This is a genomic window from Marinobacter sp. LQ44, from assembly GCF_001447155.2.
Lineage (GTDB): Bacteria > Pseudomonadota > Gammaproteobacteria > Pseudomonadales > Oleiphilaceae > Marinobacter.
In genome coordinates this window covers 906858-931661 of record NZ_CP014754.1, presented here as the reverse complement: position 1 = coordinate 931661, position 24804 = coordinate 906858, and the positions used below count along the sequence as shown (strand labels likewise).

Genomic DNA, 24804 nt, shown 5'->3' with positions numbered 1-24804 from the left:
GGAGCAATCCATGAAGCCCTGGCGTAAAGCCCTCGTAAACAGCGACGCTACCTTGGAACAGGCCATTGAAGTTCTGGACAAGGCCGCACTTCGGATCGCCCTGGTGGTCGATGCCAGCGACACGTTGCTGGGTACCCTGACCGACGGTGACGTGCGCAGAGCGCTCCTGAAACACTTACCGCTGGAAACGCCGGTTAACCAGGTGATGAACGCCCAGCCCAAGACAGCGGATCAGTCCTGGACGGAAAGCCGCATTCTGGCGGTGATGGAGCAGCACGAATTACTGCAGCTCCCCTTGGTTGATGCTGAAAAGCGCGTTGTAGGGCTGGCTAACCTGCACGACATTCTGAACAAACACCGCCACGATAACCCGGTCTTCCTGATGGCGGGTGGTTTCGGTACCCGCCTGCGGCCACTTACCAACAATTGCCCCAAGCCCATGCTCAAAGTGGGTGACAAGCCAATCCTTGAACAGATTCTGCTGAACTTTGTGGAGGCCGGTTTTCATCGTTTCTACATCTCGACCCACTATATGCCGGAAGTGATCCGCGATTACTTCGGTAACGGCGAGAAATGGGGCATTAGTATTCAGTATGTGCACGAGGAAGAACCTCTCGGCACCGGCGGCGCTCTGGGCTTGCTGCCTCACGACGAGATTGATCAACCGTTGTTCATGATGAACGGCGACCTGCTGACCTCCCTGAACCTCCACAGCTTTCTGGAGTTCCATCAAACCCACAATGGCGTAGCCACCATGTGTGTGCGGGAGTATGAGCATCAAGTGCCTTACGGCGTAATCACCAGCGAAGGCACCCAGATTAAATCCATGGTCGAAAAGCCGGTGCATCGGTTCTTTGTCAACGCAGGCATTTATTTGCTGGACCCTGCACTGGTGAAAAGTGTGGAACCTGGTACCCGGATAGACATGCCAACGTTGTTGGAACAGCAGATTGACGGCGGTAACGCCGTGAATATGTTTCCGATTCATGAGTATTGGCTGGACATAGGGCGGATGGATGATTTCCACAAGGCCCAAGCTGAGGTGAAGGGTTTGCTGAATGACTGAGCCCAGCGAGAGACTCATCGTTATTCCCGCGCGGGGCGGTAGCAAGCGATTACCGCGCAAGAATGTTCTGCCGCTCGCGGGAAAGCCGCTGATTTGTTGGACGATTGAGGCGGCGCTAGAAACTGGGTTGACCGCTCGCATAATGGTGACCAGCGATGATGAGGAAATATTGTCCATTGCCAGGCGCTATGCTGACAGGGGCCTGATCGCCCATAAACGTCCCGCCGAGCTGGCAACCGACCACGCCACGACCGCCGATGTGCTAAAAGAGGCGCTTGATGCTGACCAGCAAGCCGGGTATTCCGCAAAAACACTGATTCTACTCCAGCCCACATCCCCACTCAGGTCGGCTGAAGACATTCGAGCTGCGGTAGAGACCTATGAGCACAGTGGGAGTGGTGACACAGTAGTAAGTGTGTGCGAGGTGGACCACCCAACAGCCTGGATTGGCACGATCAGCGATAGTGGTCATTTGAAAGGCGTGGATTTGACCGGTAAACGTTCGCAGGATTACCGAAAAGAATATCGTTTGAATGGTGCAGTTTACGTCACCGCTGAAAAGACCCTGCGAGAAACAGGGCGTCTATTCACGGATAGTGTCAGGGCTTGGGTAATGCCGAAGGCACGGTCAATAGATATCGATGAGGCAGTAGATTTCAGGATATGTGAGCATTTAATTAAAACCATGGCAATAAAGGCATGAGGCTCCGGTTAATTAATGTAAGCCTGCGAGGACTCACGTTAGCGATAAAGTTCTTTTTGATAATCTGCCTGGCAGTCTACCTGCCGCCTGAAGAAGTAGGGCTTTACGGTCTTATTGCAGTTACAGTCTCTTACTCAATCTACTTTGTAGGCTTCGAGTTTTATGCATATAGCACGAGAGACCTTGTCGGTAAGCCGAAAAGTGATTGGCCTCGGCTTATTTCAAGCCAGGTTCTTTTCTTTGGAATCATGTATCTTTTGGTTCTGCCCATTTTAAGCCTGCTTTTCCTGTTCGGGCATTTACCATTGGAGCTTTTGGCGGGGTTTTTGGTTCTTATAGTTCTGGAACATCTATCTTCGGAGTTAATGCGCCTGTTGGTAGCGTCCGAAAATCCGATGTTGGCTACTATAGTAATTTTTATCAAGCAGGCGCTCTGGGCAGTATTCTACATTTTGGCGATGTGGATGTTCCCAGCCGCGAGAAATATAGAAACTTTGCTGATTTTTTGGGTCTTCGGCGCAGCCTTGGGGATAGTATTTGGGGTTGCTCCTTTACTCAAACTTGATTGGAAGAATTCCGTTTTAAGTCCGGACTGGAAGTGGATAAGACGAGGTATCTTGATTGCAATCCCTTTATTGGTATCTTCGATCTCAGCAAGGGCCATATTTACATTCGATCGTTATGCTTTCGAGGCCTTGAATGGTTTGGCTTTACTTGGTGCGTACAGTGTTTACATGAGCATTGCGGCTGCAATGCTATCCTTTATGGAGTCTGGGGTGTTCGTATTCTATTACCCGAGGATGATGAAAGCCTATAAGCGAGGTGATTTTTCTGAGTTTAAGAGTGTCTATAAAAACATGGAGAAGCAAGCTTTTTTATGGATGTTTGTTATGATAGTTTCTATCTCTCTCTCAGTGCCTATCGTGTTTTCAATGATCACCGAGAGAATCTATTATGATAATATTATTCTTTTTTATGGAATGCTATTTTCGGTAAGTGTTTTTCTGGCTGGATATATATATCAGTACGCTCTCTATGCGACATTACAAGACAGGATTATTATAGTTGCAAACGTGGTAGGTTTGGCTGTCGCTTCTGTTACGGTTTTTGTATTAGCACGTTACAATCCTTATTGGGCCGTGACTTCGGCTATGATTGTCGGTTGTGCCGTTTCAGGATCAATTAAATACAGTAAATGGAAAAAATCGAGGTTGGATGTTGGCTTGAATTTTTAAGTATATGAATCTTTATTCCTGCCTCGTTCTTTCTGTGATGTAAAAAAATTATTATTCAATAGGCTTTGCCAATAGCATGATTCCTATAAAATTTTTTCGGTCCAAAAAAGTGGTGTTAAGTTCGGTCGATTCGCCTCGTAGGGATTTAGGTTGGCGGTTGTTGATGGCAAAAAAACTTGCTGACGAAGGTATTTCTACTGTGCTGGGTAAGCCTCACGATATTTATCTCGTTCTATCATTGATGCGGGGTGCTCTGATATTTGGACGGTTTGGAGGAAATACTGGAAGGGGGCGGTTTGATTTGGATCTGATAAAAAAAATTCAGAAAACTGCTTCATCGATGTACTTTCTTCACGATGAGGGGGCATTTTATTACAAAAACGAGTATGAGTCAGCGGTAAAAAGAATCTATCCTGAAGAGTACTTCTCTCGGCCATTCCTTAAAAAAGTTTACTTCTGGGGGGATAGGCAAAGAACGGTTTTCGATAGAACTTATGAAGATTGCGATTTGAGCGTTACAGGTGCTCCACGGTTGGATTACCTGAGATTTCTAGAAGCTCAAAGGAAGTCCAGAATGGAGAATAACAATGGTTGCGAACCAGGCAGTAAGTATGTTCTGGTTTGTAGTCGTTTTGCAGGTATTTCCCCCGCTAAAGACGATATATCGCTGATATCAGAGAATTTTCTGAATATCAGACTTCAGGCGGAGGGCGCTTCGGGAGTTTCTGAAGGCGAATTATTTGGAGAACAGGTCAAGCGGTGGTGTGCGGTTTCTATAGAAAGGGCTCAATTTATTGACGCAGTATACCGTCTTGCAAGTAGTAACCCCGATACTCAGTTTCTTTTCAGGCCTCACCCGGGCGAAGATGCGTCACTTTATAGATCAATTTATCGATTTCTGGACAATGTTATAGTAGATAAGTCGGGAGACCTTTCTCGGGCTCTCGAACAAGCAAATTTGTTTATCCATTCGGAAAGCACAAGCGGTGTGGAAGCCGCGGTTATTGGTGTCCCCTCAATAAACTTCTCACCGCGAGATACCGGTGATCATGCCATTGCAGGTGCATCTGAAGTTGGCGAGAAGGTCAGAGATTTTGCTGAGCTGGAAATTGCTTTTAAACGCTTGCTTGCTCAACCGAGAGCTTCTTTACGTAAAGATGCTGAGTTATTGTTTCCTTATGTGAAAAACTCAAGAAGCGAGTTTAATGCGATTGATAAAATATGTGAGGATCTCAATGAGCACTTTCTCAAGAGTAAAACAGTTTTAAGCTTAATAAGCTCGGGTTTAGACCGTGATTTTTTGTTCTATTTTTCTAGAAAGTTTTTTTATTCTATAAGGTCTTGTTTTTTAAAAGTGGGTAGTGAAGATAAGGGTTCAGGATTTAATAAGAGTTTTATATATGATCAATGGGGTTCGGTTGGTGGTAGTAAGGCTGATATTTCTGTGCGTTCAGGTGTTATTTTTGTCAATCCTAAAAAGTGATGGTTGATTCTGAGTGTCGAAATCTGAAGTCATTTTTAAATTCCAGAATATTTGATATTTTTGTTCGACAACTAGGCACGTTTGTCTGATGCTATATTTTTTATCATTTTTTCTCTATTCACTTCGGTTCGTAAGGGATAGACCTGTTGCCTTCTATCTTTTACTGTTTATATCTTTTTCGATATTTTCCGGTTTACTTGTTGGGAATTTTCTGGAGATCCAAGGGTTTCTTGATCTTTTTAATGTTTTGTTTACTGTTTTTGTTTTGTTTGTAATCTGTTCGTCTTTTCGAGGCTACTCTGTTGTTCGGGTTTTTGATCCTTTGAGCTCTGGTTCTTTTAAGTTTTTGCTTTATTTTGTTTTAATTTTTTCATCTTTTTCATTTCTCATTAATTTATTAATTGTTTACAAGTCGTTCTCGTATATTGTGCTCAGTGGAGCCGATATAACCGAATATAAAAATGAGGGAGAGGCCGCGGCACTTATTAGGCAGTGGGTAAATCCTTATTTAGTTAGGTTTGCAAATTTTGCGTCGCCACTGGGAGTTTTGTCGCTCGCATTTCACTTCTACTTTCTAATAAGAAATAGATTAACTCTAAGCGTTTTGTTTTTGATTCTTTCTTTAAATGTTCCGCTTGCAGGTCTTCATGGCTTGTCAAGGGCCGCAATAGTTCAGTTTGTTTTGATGTATTTGTTTTTTTACTTGTATGCGTATTCTGCAATCGGTTCTCGAATAAGAAATAAAATCAATGTTTTTGCATTTTTCGTTTTTGGGTCTATTTTTTTTGCCTTTTACTTCATAACTAATTTAAGGTTTTCTGAATCTTCTTACTATTCAGCAGCGGATGATGGTTTTGTTAGAAACAGATCGCTCCACTCTATATTTGATTATTTCTCCCAGTGGGTAGGTAACAGTACAGAAGTGATGCGAAACTTTACTTTGGATAAACTATGGTATGGTAAGTCTTCTCGATCCTTGTTCGACGAAGCGTTTGTTCGGTTAGGCTTTGATGTTAATTCTTATGTGGATTTGAGATATCAGACTTTACATGGTAGCGCTTCAAGCTTCAATGGGCTAGTGGCAACCCTGTTGTATGACTTTAGTTATGTTGGGGTTTTGATTTTTTGCTTTGTTTTTTATTTCCTGGTTAGATGTTTTTCACCCAAGTTCGGGCAGGTTGATTTTCACAGGTTTATTTGTTTTGGTTCTTTGATTACTGTTCCTGCATTGTTTTTCACTAATAACTATTTGTCGAATGTGCAGTTTAGTTTGGGTGTTCTTTATAGCTTTTTGGCATTTTGGTTTCTTAGGTTTCGTTTTCGTTCTCACAGTGTGAGTTCGAATTAGCTGCGTTTTCTCTAGTTTTATGCTCGCATAGTATTTTTTTGAGGTGCTCTTAAAATGTTTTTACTAGATTGTACATTTAGAGATGGTGGATATTATAACGCATGGGATTTCAACCTTAACCTAGTGCAAGACTACCTTGACGCCATGAGTGCGGGCGGTGTAGATATTGTCGAGCTTGGCTTCCGGTCATTGAAGGTGGATGGCTTTAAGGGTGCTGCGGCGTACACATCGGATGAGTTTCTTGCAAGCCTTAATATTCCTTTGGAATTGACCATTGGCGTGATGGTTAATGGCAGTGAGCTGGTTTCTCAGGACACTCAGGAGGCAGATCTTCGAGCCCTGTTTCCACTTTCCGCAGACAAAGCTCGCTTTAGTCTCGTTCGTATTGCCTGCCACTCGCATGAGTTCAAGGATGTCCTCCCTGCCGCTAACTGGTTAAAAAATCATGGTTATCAGGTAGGGTTTAACCTTATGCAGGTTGCGGATAAGGGCGAGTCAGACGTCGTTGATCTCGCAAGAGAAGCTTCAAGATATCCTGTAGATGTATTGTACTTTGCGGACTCTATGGGGGGGATGAACCCAAATCAGGTTCGGCAAGTAATTCAATGGATACGACAGGGGTGGTCTGGTCCTTTGGGTATTCATACACACGACAATATGGGCTTGGCACTCCGGAACTCGCTAACGGCTCTTGATGAAGGGTGTACCTGGGTCGATTCGACAGTCACCGGAATGGGCCGTGGGCCGGGCAATGCAAGAACTGAAGAGCTGGTGATTGAAATTGCGGAGCGGCGTGGTTCGTCGATCAATATGGTTCCTCTGATGCGCCTCATCAGGGAGCACTTCAAACCCATGCAGGAGCGTTACGGTTGGGGAACCAACAGTTATTATTACCTAGCAGGAAAGTACTCCATCCACCCTACTTACATTCAGGAAATGCTGAACGACTCAAGGTACGACGAGGAAGATATCCTTGCGGTCATCGAGCACCTCAGGGTTGAGGGAGGGAAGAGGTTTAGCCTTAATACTCTTGATGCGGCCAGACACTTTTACCAGGGTGAGCCCACAGGTAGTTGGGACCCATCCTCCATGATCAAAGGGCGCGAAGTTTTTCTTCTCGGTTCAGGCCCCGGTGTTTTGCATCATCGTGAAGCCATTGAGTCTTACATTCGCCGAAAGAATCCCCTTGTTGTCGCCCTCAATACTCAGTCCGGAATAGCCGCTGAGCTTATTGATGTGCGTGTAGCCTGCCATCCGGTGCGCCTGCTTGCTGATTGCGAGGCTCATACTCGGCTGCCTCAACCTTTGATAACACCGGTCTCAATGTTGCCGGAAGATGTTAGAGAGTCACTTGCCAGCAAGCAGACTCTGGATTTCGGCCTCAAGGTTCTGCCTGACAGTTTCGAATTCGGTCAATACTGTTGTTCTGTTCCGAATTCTTTGGTCGTAGCCTATGCGCTGGCTGTTGTTACCAGCGGCAAGGCGGAGCGGGTTCTTATGTCGGGCTTTGATGGTTATGGCGCGGATGATCCAAGAAGCCAGGAAATGCAAAGCCTGTTGTCGCAATACCAGGCTTGTCCAGAAGCTGTGCCGTTGGTTGCGGTGACACCCACTCGGTATACACTCCCTGCCCAATCAATTTACGCCCTGTGAGGAAGCCATGAGAACAGTCGTTGTTATCCCTGCCCGGTTTGCTTCCAGTCGCTACCTGGGAAAGCCGCTTGTACCATTGCTCGGAAAACCGATGATCCTGTGGGTGGCGGAGCTTTCTGCCAAGGCAGTTGGCTCGGAGAACGTGTATATAGCGACTGAGGATAATCGTATTGCGGAGGTTGTTGGCGCGGCTGGGTTTCAAGCGGTGATGACCAGCGGGCGGGCTTTGACAGGCACCGACAGGCTTGCTGAAGCGGCAGAACAGATTGAAGCGGATATCTTCATCAATGTGCAGGGGGATGAGCCACTGGTGAATCCGTCCGATATTATCCGTGTAGGCGAGGCCAAGGCGGCGAATATAGATGCTGTGGTGAACGGTTACAGTTGGGTCTCAGACCAGGAAAACCCTGGCAACGTCAACATTCCCAAGGTTATCACCAACGAGGCTGGCGAGTTGGTCTATATGTCGCGTGTCGCTTTGCCAGGCTATAAAGACCCTGATAACGCACCTGCAAAGTATAAGAAACAGGTTTGTATCTATGCATTTACCGGCGATGAGCTTAATGCCTTTCGTAAGTTTGGGCGGAAAAGTGAGCTCGAGCATTGTGAAGATATTGAAATCCTGCGATTTCTGGAATTGGGCAAGCGCGTCCTCATGATTGAAACCCAGCCGGGTAGCCTGGCTGTGGATGTTCCTGAGGATGTCGCAGGCGTAGAAGTGGCCCTTAAACGGAAGCATGGTTTGTGAATACTGAAGGTTATGGCAGTCTGGTTTTTGACTGCGACGGGGTGGTGCTGAACTCGAATAAGGTAAAAACCAAGGCTTTTTATGAAGCGGCTCTGCCCTATGGCGAAGGCCCGGCACAGGCGTTGGTTGATCATCACGTAGCGAATGGTGGTGTCTCTCGTTACCGGAAGTTTGAGTATTTCCTGAATCAGCTTGTGCCTCCGGATGCTATCGGGCCGGGCCTCGAGGAGTTGCTTGATGTATACGCTCGCAAGGTTCGCGAGGGCCTAATCGAATGCGAAGCAGACTCCGGATTATTCGAGTTGCGCGAACAAACCCCCTCAACATCATGGTTCATCGTTTCTGGCGGTGACCAGGCTGAGTTACGGGAAGTATTTTCTGAAAAAGGCTTGGATCATCTGTTTGATGGCGGTATCTATGGCAGTCCCGATACTAAAGATGAGATTCTGGCCCGTGAGTTACGAGCAGGGCGTATTGTGAAGCCGGCCTTATTTATCGGAGATAGCCGATATGATCACGAGGCTTCTGTTAACGCAGGGTTGGATTTTATTTTTGTCAACCAGTGGACTGAGTTTGCCGGATGGAAGTCGTACTGTGACGAACATAGTGTTGATTTTGTAGCCAGTTTGCGAGATTTGATATGAGGCCCGTACTAACTTTACTTGTCATTTGGTGTTGTTTTGGCAGATAAAAAGAGTTGCTTGTATCTTACTCGTTCGGGTTTGAAGCGTGTCCAGGCTACTGGAGAAATGGAAAGTATTTCGACCGATACCTGCTACACGGAGGACTTCATTGATCGCTTAAATGACCATGACTTTGTAGGTCAATCTGATTATTCTAATGAGATTTTTCTTTACCATTATGTCAGGTTACTAGAGTTTTATGAGCTCCTGAAATCCAGCGACCGCTCGCGGTTTAGTTTTTTTGCTCGGCTCCTCGATAAGAACCTTTTTATTAAAGCCAAGGCTGACATCGGTCATCAGGTTTCACTAATAATCCGGCTTCTAACGACGGTTTCATCATTTTTTCTATTTGTTTTTTTCTTTTTTGCGATAATTTTCCTAGCTTTTCTTCTGCCATTCTATCTTGTCAGACGAAAAGAACCTGATAGCACGTTAGCATTTGATGCTGATAGGCAAGCGGTCTTTCTGATCAGATCTAAGGCCGCCTATCAGAAGTGTAGGCTAAGTATAGAAAGAGCCGTATCAGCAGTGACGCTTGTCGATAACTTCGGTGGGCTCAGTGTTCCCGGGGTTTCTATATACTCGGTTGTGGGTTGGGGGAATATTCTAAAAATATCCGTAATCTCTGCTTTTCATGCATTAAGGGATATCCAAAATTTCCTAAAGGACGGCAGAGTTATGCTAGGGAACTCTTGTACCCTTGCGTTGTTCCCGGGCTATGTAAAACGCATTGCACACAAAGCAGTTTACGAATCATGCCTGGATGAGGTTGTTCGGTTGTCTCCACGCGCGGTCTTTTACACAGGAGATAAAGACGATCGCTTCGCTTTGCTTCAGACCAGGGTATGTTCTCGAGAGAAAAAGGAGCTTGTCTGTTTGCCCCATGGGCTTGAATATGGGTTTCGATTCCCTGGTGGGTTAGCGGGTACCACTTTCTATTGTTTTACGCCGGAGGCCGCCAGTTTTCTAAACAGGTTGTACGACGAAGATAAGTTTCTTTATGTAGGTTCCGTGGTCGATGCAATGTACGGTGTTGATAGTGAGAGTAAGTTTTCGGAACCGATTGAACGGGTTTGTTTTTTTACGGAGCCTCGAGATCCTGAAGTAAACTATCAGACTATAAAGGAGCTTACTGAAAGAGGTGTTACGGTTTTTGTTAAATTGCATCCTCTTGAAGCAGCAAGTGATTATAAACATCGTTTTCCGAATGTTGAACAAATAGAAGATCTTGACGAAGCTATGCGCTCCTCAGTGTGTATTGCCAGAAAATCGACAATACTGCTAGAGGCCTCCAGAAGAGGGGTAAAAGCGGTCGCTTCATTGGTTAGCGATAAAGACCGGGTTTACGTAATGAGGATTTTCCCATCCTTATGTTCCGAGAATATTTTTAAAGCTTTTACATTTGATGAACTTCAGGAACTTCTCTGATTGTCAGTGTTTTCAGATCGAGGTTTAGGAGTTCGGAAATACATGACCTTGGGGTATTAGAGTGTTTCGTAATAAAATTTTGCTGATAACCGGTGGCACCGGCTCTTTTGGAAATGCTGTTCTCAGCCGCTTTCTTGATACCGATATTGAAGAGATTCGCATCTTCAGCCGGGATGAGAAGAAACAGGACGACATGCGTAAGCGCTACGCCAACCCCAAGCTGAAGTTTTATATTGGCGATGTACGGGACTACAACAGCATTCTGAATGCTACCCGTGGGGTGGATTTCATATTCCACGCTGCAGCGCTCAAGCAGGTGCCTTCCTGCGAGTTTCATCCCATGGAGGCGGTGAAAACCAATGTGATCGGCACCGAAAACGTGCTGGAGGCGGCCATCCAGAATGAAGTTAAGCGGGTAGTGTGCCTTAGTACGGACAAAGCGGTATACCCAATCAACGCTATGGGTATTTCCAAGGCGATGATGGAAAAGGTAATGGTGGCCAAGTCCCGCAATGTGAATCCAGACAAAACCGTTATCTGTGGCACCCGTTACGGCAACGTGATGGCTTCTCGTGGCTCGGTTATTCCACTCTTTGTAGACCAGATTCGCGCCGGACAATCCCTCACCATTACCGACCCGAACATGACCCGCTTCATGATGACTCTGGCCGATGCGGTGGATCTTGTGCTGTACGCCTTTGAACACGGCAGCAATGGCGACCTGTTTGTGCAGAAAGCGCCCGCAGCCACTATCGAAACGCTGGCCCGAGCATTGACTGATCTAGTCGGCCAGCCGGACCATCCGATCAATGTTATCGGTACTCGACACGGAGAGAAACTGTTTGAGGCGCTGCTGAGCCGTGAGGAGATGGCCTGTGCGGAGGATCTGGGTGGGTATTACCGGGTGCCGCCGGATTTGCGTGATCTGAATTACGGTAAGTTTGTGGAGCAGGGGGAAGAGAAAATCTCCCACACGGAGGATTACAACTCCCACAATACCGAGCGGCTGGACGTTGCCGGTATGCAAGCGTTGTTGCGAAAGCTTGAATTCATTCGAGCCCTGGAACGGGGTGAGTACCAGAGCCCGGAGGACTGACTGATGAAAGTACTGGTAACCGGCGCTAACGGTTTTATTGGCAAAAACCTGCAACTGCACCTTGCGGAAAAAGGTGGGTTTGAGGTGATTCCCTTCACCCGGGAACACACGGAGCAAGACTTGGCAGGCCTTCTGGGCGGCGTGGATTGGATTGTACACCTGGCCGGTATCAACCGGCCGCAAGACCCAGTGGAGTTTACTACCGGCAACGCCGGTTTGACCCAGGCTTTGTGTAACGCTGTGAAGGCTACCGGTCGGAATGTTCCGATCATTTACACCTCATCCATTCAGGCCGAGCGGGATAACGAATACGGCTCCAGCAAGCGTGAGGCGGAAGATTCGTTGCTGGCGCTACATAAAGCCAATGGTAACCCGGTCTATATTTATCGCCTGCCCAATGTGTTCGGAAAATGGGCGCGGCCCAATTACAACTCAGCGGTGGCTACTTTTTGCCACAATATCGCTCGGGATTTGCCGGTACAGATTAATGACCCGGATGCCGTGATCAATCTGGTGTATGTGGACGATGTTATTGCCAGCTTTCTCAGGGTGTTGGAGGGAGAGGCCCAGTCCGGTCCGTTTGTGGATGTTGAGCCGGTTTACCAGATCACTGTAGGCGAGTTGGCAAGCCAGTTAAGCCGCTTCAAAGCTACCCGGGATAACCTGATTACCGAGCCTGTGGGTACCGGGCTGGTGCGAGCATTGTATTCCACCTACGTAAGTTACCTGCCGCCAGAGAGCTTCACTTACACGGTACCCCAGCACGGCGATGAACGCGGGGTGTTTGTGGAAATGTTGAAAACCCCGGACGCCGGCCAGTTCTCCTTCTTTACGGCTCACCCCGGTGTCACCCGTGGCGGCCACTATCACCATTCAAAAACAGAGAAGTTTTTGGTGATCAAAGGTGAGGCCTGCTTCCGTTTCCGCCACATGATCACCGGGGAGTTCTACGAGTTACATACCTCCGGAACCCGGCCCGAAATTGTCGAAACCGTACCGGGCTGGACCCACGACATTACTAACGTGGGTGAAGACGAGCTTGTGTGTATGCTCTGGGCCAATGAAATTTTTGACCGGCAAAACCCGGACACTTTCGCGTGCCCGGTGGGTACCGAAGCCTGAACGAATCTGGAACTACCATGAAAAAACTCAAAGTAATGACCGTGGTTGGCACCCGGCCAGAGATTATTCGTCTCTCCAGGGTGATGGCCAAACTGGATGAGTATTGCGAACACATTCTGGTTCACACCGGCCAGAACTACGATTTCGAACTGAATGAGATCTTCTTTCAGGATCTGGGTATCCGCAAGCCGGATCATTTTCTGAGTGCTGCCGGTGCCAGTGGCGCAGAGACCATCGGTAACGTGATTATCGCGGTGGACAAGGTGCTGGCGGAGGTTCAGCCTGAAGCCCTGCTGGTGCTGGGGGATACCAATAGCTGCATGGCAGTAATTCCCGCCAAACGCCGTAAGATTCCCACCTTCCACATGGAAGCCGGTAACCGCTGCTTTGACATGCGGGTACCGGAAGAGATCAATCGGCGCATTGTCGACCACACCGCCGATATCAATCTAACCTACAGTACCATTGCGCGGGATTACCTGCTGCGGGAAGGCTTGCCGCCTGATCGTGTGGTGAAAACTGGCAGCCCGATGTTTGAAGTGTTGAACCACTTCCGTGAGGGCATTGAGGCGTCTGATGTTCTGGGCCGTCTTGGGCTTGAGGAGGGCAAGTTCTTTGTGGTGAGTGCCCACCGGGAAGAGAACGTGGATTCGGACAAAAACTTCCTGGCCCTGGTAGATACGCTGAATGCGGTGGCAGAGCAGTACGGCTACCCGGTGATTGTCTCCACCCATCCGCGCACCCAGAAGCGCGTAGATGCCATGGGGGTGCAGTTCCACCAGAATATTCGCCTCCTGAAACCGCTGGGCTTCAAGGATTACAACAAGTTACAGCTGAGTGCCAAGGCCGTGTTGTCAGACAGCGGTACCATCAGCGAAGAGGCGTCCATCCTCAACTTCCCGGCCCTGAACATTCGTGAAGCCCACGAACGCCCGGAAGGCATGGAAGAAGCCGCTGCCATGATGGTGGGGCTGAGCACGGAACGCGTGTTGCAGGGCCTGGCGATTCTCGACAATCAGGGCAGGGGTGACCAGCGCTCTATGCGGTTGGTGGAGGACTACAGCATGCCAAATGTGGCTGAAAAGGTGGTTCGGATAATCCACAGCTATCGGGATTATGTGATGCAGACGGTTTGGAAGCAGTACTGAGCGCCCTGCATGACAACAACTCATTCCGGTCGGCGTGATATCGCCATTATTAATCGCAGTTTTTGGCCCATATATCCGGTCATTGGTGAAGCGCTTTTGCGGTTTTCTGAAAAACTGGCTGGCTCTTATTCCGTGTCGGTTATCCTGCAGGATCATGTGGGTATCAGAATGCATCTTGCCGAGAGTAAACGGGGAGAAGGCGTTGAGTTTCTGCCGGGCAAGGCCTGGTCTAACTCCTCTAGCGGTATTCTGGTGCGTGCTTTGGATTCGGTTTATTTCATGTGCTGGGTTATCTATGCCCTGCTACGCACCCGCCCGAAAAACGTCTATGTATCAACAGATCCCCCCGTTCTGGTGCCTTTCGTTGTGATGCTCTATGCCCGGCTGTTTGGCGCACGGTACGTTTACCATTTGCAGGATATTCATCCGGAAGCAGCCAAGGTGGTGATGAAGGTACAGCCGTTGGTATATCGACTGCTGCGCTGGATGGATGGTGTTACGATGCGCCATGCGCAGGCACTGATCACCATTACCGATGAAATGGCGGAAGAGATTCGAAAGCGCTCTCGCACAGAGGTGCCGGTTTACGTTATCAGCAATCCAGCAGTCTCGTTTGATGAGGTGATTTCCCGTACCGACCGGGTACAAGGAATGTCTTTCTGCGGGAATGCCGGAAGGCTTCAGCGTATTCCGTTACTTGTCGATGCAATCACCCAATACCTTGAAAACGGCGGCAAACTGAAATTTGCTTTTGCAGGCGGCGGTGTTTTTGGGCCGGAGATCAAGGCGCTTGCAGGTCGCTTCTCACAGGTTGATTACCTGGGACAGGTTTCGGCAACGGAAGCGGCCCAGCTGAATTGTGACTATGAATGGGCGCTTTTGCCGATTGAAGATGAGGTCACTCGTTATGCGTTTCCCAGCAAATCATCGTCCTATGTGTTTTCTGGCGCTGCGGTAATGGCGATTTGTGGAGAGCAAACCAGTGTCTCGCAATGGGTGTCCGGTAATGGTTTAGGGGTGGTTGTTCCACCTTCGGTTGGCTCTGTTGTTGAGACTTTCAGGGCGATTGAGCGCGGTGAGATTACTGCAGAGGCGTTCGCTGGGGATCGTGACAGCCTTCGCCAGTCGCTGAGTTTTGATCGGTTTCTTGAGCGGCTGGAAGAATGTTTTGTGAAAGGGGCGATGTGTGAATAAGCGTTTGCTGGTTACCGGTGGAAGCGGCTTTGTTGGCTCTGCACTTATTAAACGGTTGCTGAGTGAGCATCGAGAAGTGTTCGCTGTCGGCCGTAGCGAAGTGGATTTGCCCGTGGAGACAGTTAAGGTTTCCTCTTTCAGCGAGCTCGGAGCATTGGGGAATAAGCTTGGCTCGGTTGATGTTGTGGTTCACTGTGCTGCCCGCGCTCATATCATGAATGACGATACCCAAGACCCGTTGGCCGAGTACCGAAAGGTCAATGTGGACGGAACGTTGAACCTCGCCAGACATGCGGCGGAATCGGGCGTTAAGCGTTTTGTATTTGTCAGTTCCATCAAGGTAAATGGCGAGCAAACGTTGCCGGGAAATCCGTTTACGGAAGATGTTGCGCCTGCTCCGGAGGATCCTTACGGAATTTCGAAGTACGAGGCCGAGCAGCAGCTTCAGGCGCTGTCTGCGGAAACCGGCATGGAGCTGGTGATCATTCGCCCACCGCTGGTATACGGGCCGGGCGTGAAAGGCAACTTTGCCAGCATGATCCGCCTGATGGAAAAAGGGCTGCCTCTCCCGCTTGGTGCAGTTGGTAATAAACGTTCACTTGTAGCCTTGGATAATCTGGTGGATCTTATTGTTACCTGTGTCGACAATCCGGCCGCAGCAAATCAGGTTTTTCTGGCCGGTGATGGGCAGGACTTGTCGACCACGGAGTTATTGCGGGGCGTCGCCAATGCTATGGGAAAATCTGCCTGGTTACTCCCTGTACCGGCCGGCTTCCTGATGCTGGGTGCCTCGATGCTTGGAAAAAGGGCAGTGGCACAACGCCTGCTTGGCTCTTTACAGGTGGATATCTCCAAAGCCCGGGAAATACTTGGCTGGCAGCCGCCTGTTTCAGTTGAGGAAGGCTTGGCGAGAGCGGTTCGGGTGGATTAATTGTTCCCCCGCAGCGTAAAAGCGTGAAATGTTCGATACTTGGTTTCTAATCCTGATGATGGGCGGTCGTTGTGATTCGGTTTTTTGATCTGGTTTTTTCTTTGATTGGGTTGTTTCTGGGATTGCCGGTGTTGCTGCTGCTGACAATAATTGGGCTGTTTGACACCGGCTCGCCTATTTTCAGGCAGGAACGGGTAGGTCGGCACAAAAAGCCGTTTGTGTTGGTGAAATTCCGCACCATGAAAAAAGACACGGCTTCGGTAGCCAGCCATTTGGCCAGCTCAGAGGCCATCACGCCTTTCGGAAAGTTTTTACGCCGCACCAAGCTGGATGAACTGCCCCAGTTGTGGAACGTGTTGAAGGGAGAGATGAGTTTGGTTGGGCCAAGGCCGTGCCTGTTCAACCAGGAAGAATTGATTGCGGAGCGTGAGCAACGAGGGGTTCTGCAGGCCCGGCCGGGCATCACCGGGCTGGCCCAGGTGAATGAGATTGATATGTCGACTCCGCAATTACTGGCGGAAACAGACGCGCGTATGCTGGCAGGGCTCAACCTTGTCAGTTATTTTCGGTATATCTTGCAAACCGTCACTGGCAAAGGGGCGGGGGACCGGGTGAAGGATTCACAATGATCAACAGGTTTCTCAATCTTCCCAGGGTTCAAAAGCGCATCATTTCCGTTGCCTCGGATATGGTGGTTCTGTTTTTTGCCATCTGGGCTGCGTTCGCTCTGCGGCTGGAGCAGGAGTTGTGGATTCCCAGCAGGGGGCATTTGATCGTTGCCGCTATAACGGTAGTGTTTACCATTGCCGTTTTTATTCGGTTGGGGCTTTACCGGGCGGTTATCCGGTTTTTGGGTGATAAGGCGTTTCTAACCATTGTTTATGGAGTGGTTTCCTCGGCGGTGGCGCTGATTATTCTGGGCTATATGCTGCAGGTGCCAGTGCCCAGGTCTGTGCCTATTATCTATGGTTCTTTGGCGTTTTTGTTTGTGAGCGGTACCCGGATGGGTGTGCGTATGCTGGTTAATCATCCCGGGCAGCGTAATAAGGAAGCGGTAGCGATTGTTGGGGCCGGGGAAACAGGTATTGCCTTGGCGTCTGCACTTCGACAGGGCACGGAGTACCGCCCGGTACTGTTTGTGACGTTTGACAAGAGCCACCATAAAACGATGATTGATGGCCTGCCCGTTGTGAGCATTAATTTGGTGGCGAAGAATATCGCCAAATATGGCGTTCGCCGTATTTTATTGGCACTGGATTCGGACTCCGGTGTAGACCGCAAGCGCTTACTGCACACGCTGGAGGCGTTAGAGGTACCGGTGCAAACGGTGCCGTCCATGACCGAGTTGGTGGCCGGCCAGGCGCGTATTAACGATATCCGTGACCTGGAGCTGGAAGATTTGCTGGGGCGGGATGCCGTGCGCCCGGATGCAGCGGTGGTGTCTGAGAGCTTGTATGGCAAGTCTGTGATGGTAACGGGCGCCGGTGGTTCTATTGGTTCAGAGTTGTGCAGGCAGATTCTACGGCATAAGCCCAAGCGATTGGTGCTGTTCGAACAGAGTGAGTTTTCGCTGTACAACATCGAGCGCGAGTTAACGGTGACCAACCAGGTGGAGAACCTGGGGGTAGAGATTCAGCCGTTGCTGGGCAGTGTGTTGCATCGCCGCCGGTGTGAAACCGTGATGCGGGCGTTTGGGGTGCAATCGGTTTATCACGCTGCAGCTTATAAGCATGTGCCTTTGGTGGAGCACAATGTCATCGAAGGCATTCAGAACAACGTGTTCGGTACCTTCCACGTGGCGGAAGCGGCCATTGCTTCGGGCGTGGAGCGCTTTGTTCTGATCTCTACGGATAAGGCCGTGCGCCCCACCAATGTCATGGGAGCCAGTAAGCGATTGGCAGAGTTGGTGTTACAGGGCCTGGCTCAGCGCCAAAGTGAAACGGTATTTTCCATGGTGCGGTTTGGAAATGTGTTGGGTTCATCTGGCTCCGTGGTGCCATTGTTCCGTGGCCAGATCCGTGACGGTGGGCCATTGACGGTGACCCACCCGGATATCATCCGCTATTTCATGACCATTCCCGAAGCCAGCCAGTTAGTGTTGCAGGCCGGCAGTATGGGGCAGGGTGGTGAAGTGTTTGTGTTAGACATGGGCGAGCCCGTGAAAATCGCCGACCTTGCCCGTAAGATGATTCACCTGATGGGGCTGACAGAGAAAACCGAGGAGCGCCCGGACGGGGATATCGAAATTGTCTACACAGGCCTCCGGCCTGGAGAGAAACTGTACGAAGAGTTGCTAATAGGTGACGACCCTCAGGGTACGTCTCATCCAAGAATTATGATGGCCCGCGAGGTTTCGTTGCCTTGGGGGCAGGTTGAAGAGCTGCTTTCCGCATTGACTCAAGCCAGCCATGCCTTCGACTGTAAGCGTGTTATACAGATTCTCAAGGAAGCCAAGACCGGTTATACCCCGAACGGAGATACGGCGGATCTGGTTTGGTGTAATGGTGTGCAGAACACTCCGCCAGCCGCCAATGAGGGCAAGGTGTTGCACCTGAACTGATGTTGTCACAACAAGGATTGTTGCATGATCAAAATTCTTCACCACGGCGCCGTGAATGGCGTAACGGGCTCGTGCCACGAACTCCGAATGTCGCAGGCTACAAAAGGCTCTCAGTCTACAAAGGGGGCTGACCTCTCGGGGCTGCACCAAACACCGCCGGCTACAAAGGGGTCTGACCCTTTGGGGTCAGACCCCACCCTTCTGCCTGAGGCGATCTCCACAGCTGGCATCCTAATAGACTGCGGCCTGTTCCAGGGCCAGGAAGAATCCCGAGGCTCCTCCGCCGCCGATCTCACCATCGATTTCCCCATCGACCACATTCGCGCCCTGGTGGTCACCCACGTGCACATCGACCACGTGGGCCGCATTCCCTACCTGCTCGCCGCCGGCTTTGACGGCCCCATCATCTGCTCCGAACCTTCCGCCATCATGCTCCCGGAAATCCTGGAAGATGCCCTGAAGATTGGCTTCACTCGGGATCGGGGTTTGATTAACCGTGTTTTGGAGCTGATCAGGGCGAGGGTGGTGCCGCTGCCGTATGGCCGCTGGCATTCGGTGTTTGAGGAGGAAGTGGGGAGTTTGAAGGTGCGCCTGCAGAGGGCAGGGCATATTCTGGGTTCGGCTTATGTGGAGTGTGATGTAGTGTCTGGCACGGCGGCTGAGCGTATTGTGTTCAGCGGTGATCTCGGCGCGCCCCATTCCCCGTTGCTGCCGGAGCCCGCGCCCCCGGAGCGTGCTGATCGCCTGGTGATTGAGAGTACTTACGGCGATAAGAACCACGAAGACCGGGAAACGCGGCGTTATCGGCTGAAGGCGGTTCTGGAGCATGCGTTGGAAGACGGCGGTACGGTGTTGATACCGGCGTTCAGTATTGGGCGTACTCAGGAGTTGTTGTATGAGATTGAGGGGCTGATTGCGGAGTTTGGAGATAAAGAAATTCCGCAGGCTACAAAGGGGTCTGACCCCTTGGGGTCAGACCCCACCCTTCTGCCAGCGGCAAACTCGAAACTTGGTGCGTTTGGGGTCAGTCCCCAGGGGGACAGACCCCGTAGCGGGCCTGGTAGCAGACCCCGTAGCGAGTCTCTGACCTGGAGCAATCTGGAAATCGTCGTCGATTCCCCCCTGGCCGCCGAGTTCACCAAAATCTACCGAGACCTCAAACCCTTCTGGGACGAAGAAGCCCGTGCCCTGGTGGCCGCCGGCCGACACCCGCTTTCTTTCGAACAGCTTACCGTTATCAATTCCCACGAAGACCACCTCAACGCCGTCGAATATCTGGCCAAATCTCACCGCCCCTGTGTGGTGATTGCAGGTTCCGGTATGTGCGCCGGCGGCAGGGTGGTAAATTATCTGAAAGCGATGCTGGGCGATGCCCGCAACGATGTGTTGTTTGTGGGCTATCAGGCTGCGGGCACCCCGGGCCGCAATATCCTGACTTATGGCCCCCGCGGCGGTTGGGTAGAGCTGGATGGCGAACGCTACGACATCCGCGCCCAGGTGCACACTGTAGGCGGCTATTCCGCCCACGCCGGGCAGGAGGATTTGCTGCGCTTTGTGGAGGGCATTCCACAACCGCCCAGCGAGATTCGGATTGTGCATGGGGATGAGGCGGCGAAGCGGGCTTTACAGGGGAAGTTGCGTGATAGCGTGCCTGAGGCTGCAGTGTTGATACCGAACTAACAGATGTGGGGTCAGACCCCAGAACATTTGACCGATCAAAATGTCTTGGGGTCTGACCCCAATTTAAAATAGATACCACTGTATCCAATTTGATATAATTAACTGGCTTTTGGATATGGAGGTATCTCTGTGAATCTGATTTCAGGGCGGGATGTACAGGTTGCCTTGGCGGCGTACGTGCAGGAGCGGCGGAAGGCCTTGAAGTGGTCGCGGGCGGTGCTTGCGGAGCGCAGTACTGTGCCGGCACCGACCATCAAGAAATTTGAAACCACGGGGCAGATTTCATTACGGCAGTTTTTACTGTTGTGGCAGTGCGTGGATGATCTTCATCGGTTTCAGGATTTGACGAGCGCGGAGCAAAAGCCTATGCCGCGTTCACTGGATGAGGTGCTTGCCCAGTGAGCTTTGCCCCGGTTCGCCAGTTAGCGGTTTGGCGCACGTTCAGCGATGGGCAGCGGGCCCTGGTTGGTGGCCTGGCGCAGAACCGGCAAGGCGTATTCTTTCAGTACGATGCAGATTACCTGGCCAGGTTCAGCCCGTTGTCGCCCTTTGCATTGAAGTGGGATGCGACGGTGCAGCTGGCTCCCCGCGATCCCCATGGCGGGCTGCCGGGGGTGTTCGCGGATTCTCTGCCTGATGGCTGGGGGTTACTGTTGATGGACCGGGTGTTTCGTCAGCAGGGTATTCTGCCAGCTCAGGTAACGCCGATGGACAGGCTGGCTTTTGTGGGCGCTACGGGCACCGGTGCACTGAGTTATACGCCGGTGGCGGAATTTGCGCCGGTAGCGGATGACAAGCTGATTGAAACAGCAGAGCTTGGGCTTCAGGCGCAGGCCGTATTCGACGGGCAAACGACGGATGTGTTGGCCGAACTGGTTGCCGCCGGAAGCTCCGCAGGTGCGCGGCCCAAGGCGCAACTGTATTTTGCTGAAGGGGAGTACGGCGTGTGTCGCACCCGGCCCATCGCTGGTGATGAAGCCTGGCTGGTTAAGTTTACCTCTGCCAATCTGCCACTAGGCCATGAAGAAGGGTTGTGTGAGGCGGTTTATCTATCATTGGCAGAACGCGCGGGATTGCAGCCTCCCCGCTGGCAGTTGCTGCCGGCTCCCGAGGCATCGGGCGCCAGGGCTTATCCATCAGCAGCTTGATCAAGCCTATCAGCAGAACATCAAATAATGGGGTCAGACCCCAGAACATTTGACCGATCAAAATGTCTTGGGGTCTGACCCCAAAATTGGAGGATTCATGAAAAGGATTGGTGTTATTGGCCTGGGCTATGTGGGCTTGCCTTTGGCAGCGGCCTTTGGTGAAAAGCGCGAGGTGGTTGGTTTTGATATCAACAGCAAGCGCATTGCCGAGCTGAAGGATGGGGTGGATTTTACCCGTGAGGTGTCTGCGGATGAGTTGGCGGCGGCAAAGCATTTGTCGTTTACGGATTCGCTGGAGGGCATTGCCGATTGCCAGATCTATATTGTGACGGTACCTACGCCCATTGATGAATACAAAAGCCCGGACCTGACGCCGCTGGTGAAGGCCAGTGAGAGTGTGGGCAAGGTGTTGAAGAAGGGTGACATTGTTATTTACGAATCCACGGTGTTCCCGGGTGCCACCGAAGAGGTGTGTGTGCCGGTGTTGGAGAAGCTGTCTGGCCTGGTGTTCAACCAGGATTTCTTCGCCGGTTACAGCCCCGAGCGGATCAACCCGGGCGATAAAGAGCACCGGGTGACGACCATTATGAAGGTGACGTCTGGCTCCACGCCGGAGATTGCTGAGGAAGTGGATGCCTTATACGCGGATATCATCACCGCCGGCACCCACAAGGCCAGTTCCATTAAGGTCGCGGAAGCCGCCAAGGTGATTGAAAACACCCAGCGGGATTTGAACATTGCCTTGATGAATGAGTTGTCGATGATCTTTGCTCGTTTGAAGATTGACACCAATGAAGTATTGGCCGCCGCCGGAACTAAATGGAACTTCCTGCCGTTTAAACCCGGCCTGGTGGGAGGGCATTGTATTGGGGTGGACCCGTATTATCTGACCCATAAAGCCCAGGCCATCGGCTATAACCCGGAGATTATTCTGGCCGGCCGTCGGGTAAATGACAATATGGGGCCTTATGCTGCTTCGGTCCTGGTGAAGGCAATGATTAAAAAAGGCCACACCATTGCGGGTTCCCGGGTGTTGATTATGGGCTTTACCTTTAAAGAAAATTGCCCGGATCTGCGCAATACCCGTGTGATTGATGTGGTGCGCGAACTTCAGGATTATGGCTGCCAGGTGGATGTTACCGATTGCTGGGCAGATAATGCCGAAGCAGAGCATGAATATGGTATTTCATTGGTACCAGAGCCGGCGAAAGGAAACTATGACGCTGTCTTGCTGGCCGTTCCGCACAGGGAATACGCGGCTTTGAATGCGGATGAATTACGTGGTTATACCAATGGCAACGGTGTGCTGTTTGATTTGAAAGGTATATTGCCGTTGGGGCATGCAGACCTGCGCCTATAAAATTGGGGTCAGACCCCAAGACATTTGATGGCATGAAATGTATCGGGGTCTGACCCCAAATTGAAAAGCCCGGCATTGTTGTCGGGCTTTTTTATTAATGGGCTGTAAGCGTTTTATTTTGCCAATTTGTGAATTGTTTATTATGATTGGTCGCGACTTCTCGTCATATTCAATATTTTATTAAAACCCATCGAATAAGGTTTTATTTCCATGGCAAAGATTAACGATTACTACCAGAAGAAACAGCTGATGGAAAAGCTGGCCGCTGAGCTGGAACAGCTCGAGAAGGACCAGGCACTGAAAGGCGAACTGGAATTTGAAAACAAGGTTCGTGCTTTGATGAAGGAATATGACAAATCTCCCAAGGATGTTCTGCAGATTCTGGCGGCGATTGACCCCTCGATTGCAGGCGCCAAAGCGGATGCTTCAACCGGTACCCGCGCCAAGCGCCCGATGAAAACCTACAAGAACCCGCACACCGGTGAAGTGGTTAAAACCCGTGGCGGTAACCACAAAACTCTGAACGAGTGGCGTGAAAAGCACGGTAAGGAAGCTGTTCAAAGCTGGCAGCAGGATTGATTGAATCGGGCCGCGGAATCAGCGGCCCGATTTCGTTTACGCCGCCTATTCTTTTCGCCAAGTTGTGAATATACGCTACAATCTAGAAGATATTCGTCGGAATGTAGAGTATATCCACATGACCCTTCTCGAACTTGGTCCGTTTATCAGAAAAGAGCGCAAACGCGCAGGCTTGTCCATGCAGGCTTTGTCTGACCTGGCGGGCGTTGACCGGACAACCCTATCGAAACTGGAGAATCAGCACCTTCCGGAAATGGGCTATGCCAAACTGGAACGGTTACTTGCTGTTCTGGGGTTGGAGTTTTCGGTGCGTGCTATGGGGGGATTGCCGACGTTAAAAGACCTTCAGAGAGATAATGAACGGGGGCTGGAATGACTTCTGTTCGCCGGGCAAGGGTAGAGGTATCTGGCAGTGTTGTGGGTGACTTGTCTTCACCAGAGCGGCCGGAACCATCGGTGTTTGTGTATCGCGAACGTGTGCCCGAGCAGTCTGCAGTGTCGGTGACCATGCCGGTGAGTGAGGCGTCTTATGCTTTCGATGGCGTGCATCCGATCTTTGCCCAGAATCTGCCTGAGGGCTATTTGGGCGACATCATCAGAAAGCATGTTGCCAAGCTTTATGGCTCCGGGGATCTGACGGTGCTGGCAACACTGGGTCGGCATCAGGTTGGTCGAGTGGTCGTGACGGCTGATGATTTTGCAGGGATGGGTGATGAGCACCAAGGCGAATCGTTGGGCAGGTTGCTGGCTGCCAAGGACGACTCGTTGTTTGAGGAACTCGTTGAAAAGTACGCCCTTCGTTCAGGCGTTTCCGGCGTGCAACCGAAGGTTTTGGTGCCGGCCTCTATTTCTGAAAAATCGACGCTTCGCACCGAAGGCTACATTGTAAAGACCTGGGGCGATGACTATCCGCAATTGGCAGCCAATGAGTACTTTTGCATGACTGTGGCTCGGGAGTTCGGGTTGCCGGTACCGGATTTCTATCTTTCTGATAATGGCCGGTTGTTCATCATGTCTCGTTTTGACCGTCGGCCGGATGGCTCTTGGTTGGGTTTTGAAGATGCCTGTGTTCTGCAAGGATTGCTGCCTGAGGATAAGTATTCTGGTAGTTATGAGAAGCTGGCTAAAACATTATCGCTATTTCTCTCCCCGCAACACCGCCGTGAAGGCTTGCGCTGGTTATTCAGGTCTGTACTGCTCTCATGGGCCGTACGCAATGGAGATGCCCATCTGAAGAACTTTGGCTTGTTGTATTGCGAGCCGTTTGGTGAACGCTGGTTGGCACCCACCTACGACATTGTTTCTACCACGCCCTACCTGAAGCGTGATGTACCTGCGCTGACCCTGTCTGGCCGGAAGGTATGGTGGCCTTTGAGTTACTTGAAAAACTTCGCCCGCCAATCCTGTGGCCTGACAACGGCTGAGGTAAGCACAGATCTTGAGTTATTGGCGCAAAAACTCACTGAGATTGCTGATCAGATAGACTCGTACACAACCAAGACACCCGCCTTCACTCAGGTAGGCACCACCATGTCCCAAACCTTCCGCGCAAGCAGCCACGAAATCACTTTTGGGGTCAGACCCCAAGACATTTGACCACCCGAAATGTTCTGGGGTCTGACCCCAAGCGCTGTTGAGC

23 protein-coding genes are annotated in these 24804 nt (G+C 50.6%); all 23 read left to right on the top strand.

Features of this window, described 5'->3' with window-relative positions; genetic code table 11:
* Nucleotides 1–10: 10 nt before the first annotated feature.
* The 23 genes from ASQ50_RS04380 to ASQ50_RS04270 all read left to right on the top strand — a co-directional run bounded on the left by ASQ50_RS04380 (nt 11) and on the right by ASQ50_RS04270 (nt 24761).
* The gene (locus ASQ50_RS04380) at nt 11–1066 is read left to right on the top strand and encodes a nucleotidyltransferase family protein (protein WP_058089956.1); all 1056 of its coding nucleotides are present in this window, start codon (nt 11–13) and stop codon (nt 1064–1066) included.
* The gene (locus ASQ50_RS04375) at nt 1059–1769 is read left to right on the top strand and encodes a cytidylyltransferase domain-containing protein (RefSeq protein ID WP_058089957.1); all 711 of its coding nucleotides are present in this window, start codon (nt 1059–1061) and stop codon (nt 1767–1769) included. Before ASQ50_RS04380 ends, ASQ50_RS04375 begins: the two co-directional genes overlap by 8 nt.
* Nucleotides 1766–3004: a lipopolysaccharide biosynthesis protein gene (locus ASQ50_RS04370; protein ID WP_058089958.1), complete on the top strand. Its 1239-nt coding sequence runs from the start codon at nt 1766–1768 to the stop codon at nt 3002–3004. The genes ASQ50_RS04375 and ASQ50_RS04370 overlap by 4 nt, the downstream gene beginning before the upstream one ends.
* A 76-nt stretch (nt 3005–3080) precedes the next feature.
* Nucleotides 3081–4487, top strand: coding sequence for a surface carbohydrate biosynthesis protein (locus tag ASQ50_RS04365; protein ID WP_076657142.1), 1407 nt, complete (start codon nt 3081–3083; stop codon nt 4485–4487).
* A gap of 88 nt (nt 4488–4575) precedes the next feature.
* Entirely contained in the window at nt 4576–5835 is a 1260-nt protein-coding gene (locus ASQ50_RS21775) for an O-antigen polymerase (protein WP_076657140.1), read from the top strand.
* Between the two features lie 54 nt (nt 5836–5889).
* The gene (locus ASQ50_RS04360) at nt 5890–7488 is read left to right on the top strand and encodes an aldolase catalytic domain-containing protein (RefSeq protein ID WP_058089960.1); all 1599 of its coding nucleotides are present in this window, start codon (nt 5890–5892) and stop codon (nt 7486–7488) included.
* A gap of 7 nt (nt 7489–7495) precedes the next feature.
* Nucleotides 7496–8236 (top strand): 3-deoxy-manno-octulosonate cytidylyltransferase, encoded by a 741-nt coding sequence (locus ASQ50_RS04355; protein WP_076657138.1) that lies wholly within the window; start codon nt 7496–7498, stop codon nt 8234–8236.
* Nucleotides 8233–8880, top strand: coding sequence for an HAD family hydrolase (locus ASQ50_RS04350; RefSeq protein WP_058089962.1), 648 nt, complete (start codon nt 8233–8235; stop codon nt 8878–8880). The genes ASQ50_RS04355 and ASQ50_RS04350 overlap by 4 nt, the downstream gene beginning before the upstream one ends.
* A 36-nt stretch (nt 8881–8916) precedes the next feature.
* Nucleotides 8917–10347 carry a hypothetical protein gene (locus ASQ50_RS04345; protein WP_156509973.1) on the top strand — a complete coding sequence of 477 codons (1431 nt, stop codon included), beginning with the start codon at nt 8917–8919 and terminating at the stop codon, nt 10345–10347.
* Nucleotides 10348–10408: 61 nt separating this feature from the next.
* Nucleotides 10409–11443 carry a polysaccharide biosynthesis protein gene (locus ASQ50_RS04340; RefSeq protein ID WP_058089964.1) on the top strand — a complete coding sequence of 345 codons (1035 nt, stop codon included), beginning with the start codon at nt 10409–10411 and terminating at the stop codon, nt 11441–11443.
* 3 nt (nt 11444–11446) lie between these two features.
* The gene (gene wbjC, locus ASQ50_RS04335; protein ID WP_058089965.1) at nt 11447–12565 is read left to right on the top strand and encodes a UDP-2-acetamido-2,6-beta-L-arabino-hexul-4-ose reductase; all 1119 of its coding nucleotides are present in this window, start codon (nt 11447–11449) and stop codon (nt 12563–12565) included.
* A gap of 17 nt (nt 12566–12582) precedes the next feature.
* On the top strand, nt 12583–13713 hold the full coding sequence (gene wecB / locus ASQ50_RS04330; RefSeq protein ID WP_058089966.1) for a non-hydrolyzing UDP-N-acetylglucosamine 2-epimerase: 1131 nt from the start codon (nt 12583–12585) through the stop codon (nt 13711–13713).
* A gap of 9 nt (nt 13714–13722) precedes the next feature.
* Nucleotides 13723–14907 (top strand): glycosyltransferase, encoded by a 1185-nt coding sequence (locus ASQ50_RS04325; RefSeq protein WP_058089967.1) that lies wholly within the window; start codon nt 13723–13725, stop codon nt 14905–14907.
* The gene (locus ASQ50_RS04320; RefSeq protein ID WP_058089968.1) at nt 14900–15838 is read left to right on the top strand and encodes a UDP-glucose 4-epimerase family protein; all 939 of its coding nucleotides are present in this window, start codon (nt 14900–14902) and stop codon (nt 15836–15838) included. The genes ASQ50_RS04325 and ASQ50_RS04320 overlap by 8 nt, the downstream gene beginning before the upstream one ends.
* Before the next feature lie 71 nt (nt 15839–15909).
* Nucleotides 15910–16467 carry a sugar transferase gene (locus ASQ50_RS04315; protein WP_058089969.1) on the top strand — a complete coding sequence of 186 codons (558 nt, stop codon included), beginning with the start codon at nt 15910–15912 and terminating at the stop codon, nt 16465–16467.
* Nucleotides 16464–18398 (top strand): polysaccharide biosynthesis protein, encoded by a 1935-nt coding sequence (locus ASQ50_RS04310; RefSeq protein WP_058089970.1) that lies wholly within the window; start codon nt 16464–16466, stop codon nt 18396–18398. The genes ASQ50_RS04315 and ASQ50_RS04310 overlap by 4 nt, the downstream gene beginning before the upstream one ends.
* Before the next feature lie 24 nt (nt 18399–18422).
* Nucleotides 18423–20078 carry an MBL fold metallo-hydrolase RNA specificity domain-containing protein gene (locus tag ASQ50_RS21340; RefSeq protein ID WP_227513259.1) on the top strand — a complete coding sequence of 552 codons (1656 nt, stop codon included), beginning with the start codon at nt 18423–18425 and terminating at the stop codon, nt 20076–20078.
* A gap of 129 nt (nt 20079–20207) precedes the next feature.
* Complete coding sequence (locus ASQ50_RS04295; protein ID WP_227510301.1) at nt 20208–20480, top strand: XRE family transcriptional regulator; 273 nt, start codon at nt 20208–20210, stop codon at nt 20478–20480.
* The gene (locus tag ASQ50_RS04290) at nt 20477–21226 is read left to right on the top strand and encodes a type II toxin-antitoxin system HipA family toxin (protein WP_058089973.1); all 750 of its coding nucleotides are present in this window, start codon (nt 20477–20479) and stop codon (nt 21224–21226) included. The genes ASQ50_RS04295 and ASQ50_RS04290 overlap by 4 nt, the downstream gene beginning before the upstream one ends.
* A gap of 97 nt (nt 21227–21323) precedes the next feature.
* Nucleotides 21324–22586 carry a Vi polysaccharide biosynthesis UDP-N-acetylglucosamine C-6 dehydrogenase TviB gene (gene tviB / locus ASQ50_RS04285; RefSeq protein ID WP_058089974.1) on the top strand — a complete coding sequence of 421 codons (1263 nt, stop codon included), beginning with the start codon at nt 21324–21326 and terminating at the stop codon, nt 22584–22586.
* Between the two features lie 210 nt (nt 22587–22796).
* Entirely contained in the window at nt 22797–23165 is a 369-nt protein-coding gene (locus ASQ50_RS04280; protein WP_058089975.1) for a histone-like nucleoid-structuring protein, MvaT/MvaU family, read from the top strand.
* 118 nt (nt 23166–23283) lie between these two features.
* Nucleotides 23284–23541, top strand: a complete 258-nt coding sequence (locus ASQ50_RS04275) for a helix-turn-helix domain-containing protein (RefSeq protein ID WP_058089976.1) — start codon at nt 23284–23286, stop codon at nt 23539–23541.
* On the top strand, nt 23538–24761 hold the full coding sequence (locus ASQ50_RS04270) for a type II toxin-antitoxin system HipA family toxin (protein ID WP_058089977.1): 1224 nt from the start codon (nt 23538–23540) through the stop codon (nt 24759–24761). The genes ASQ50_RS04275 and ASQ50_RS04270 overlap by 4 nt, the downstream gene beginning before the upstream one ends.
* The last annotated feature ends 43 nt before the right edge of the window (nt 24762–24804 follow it).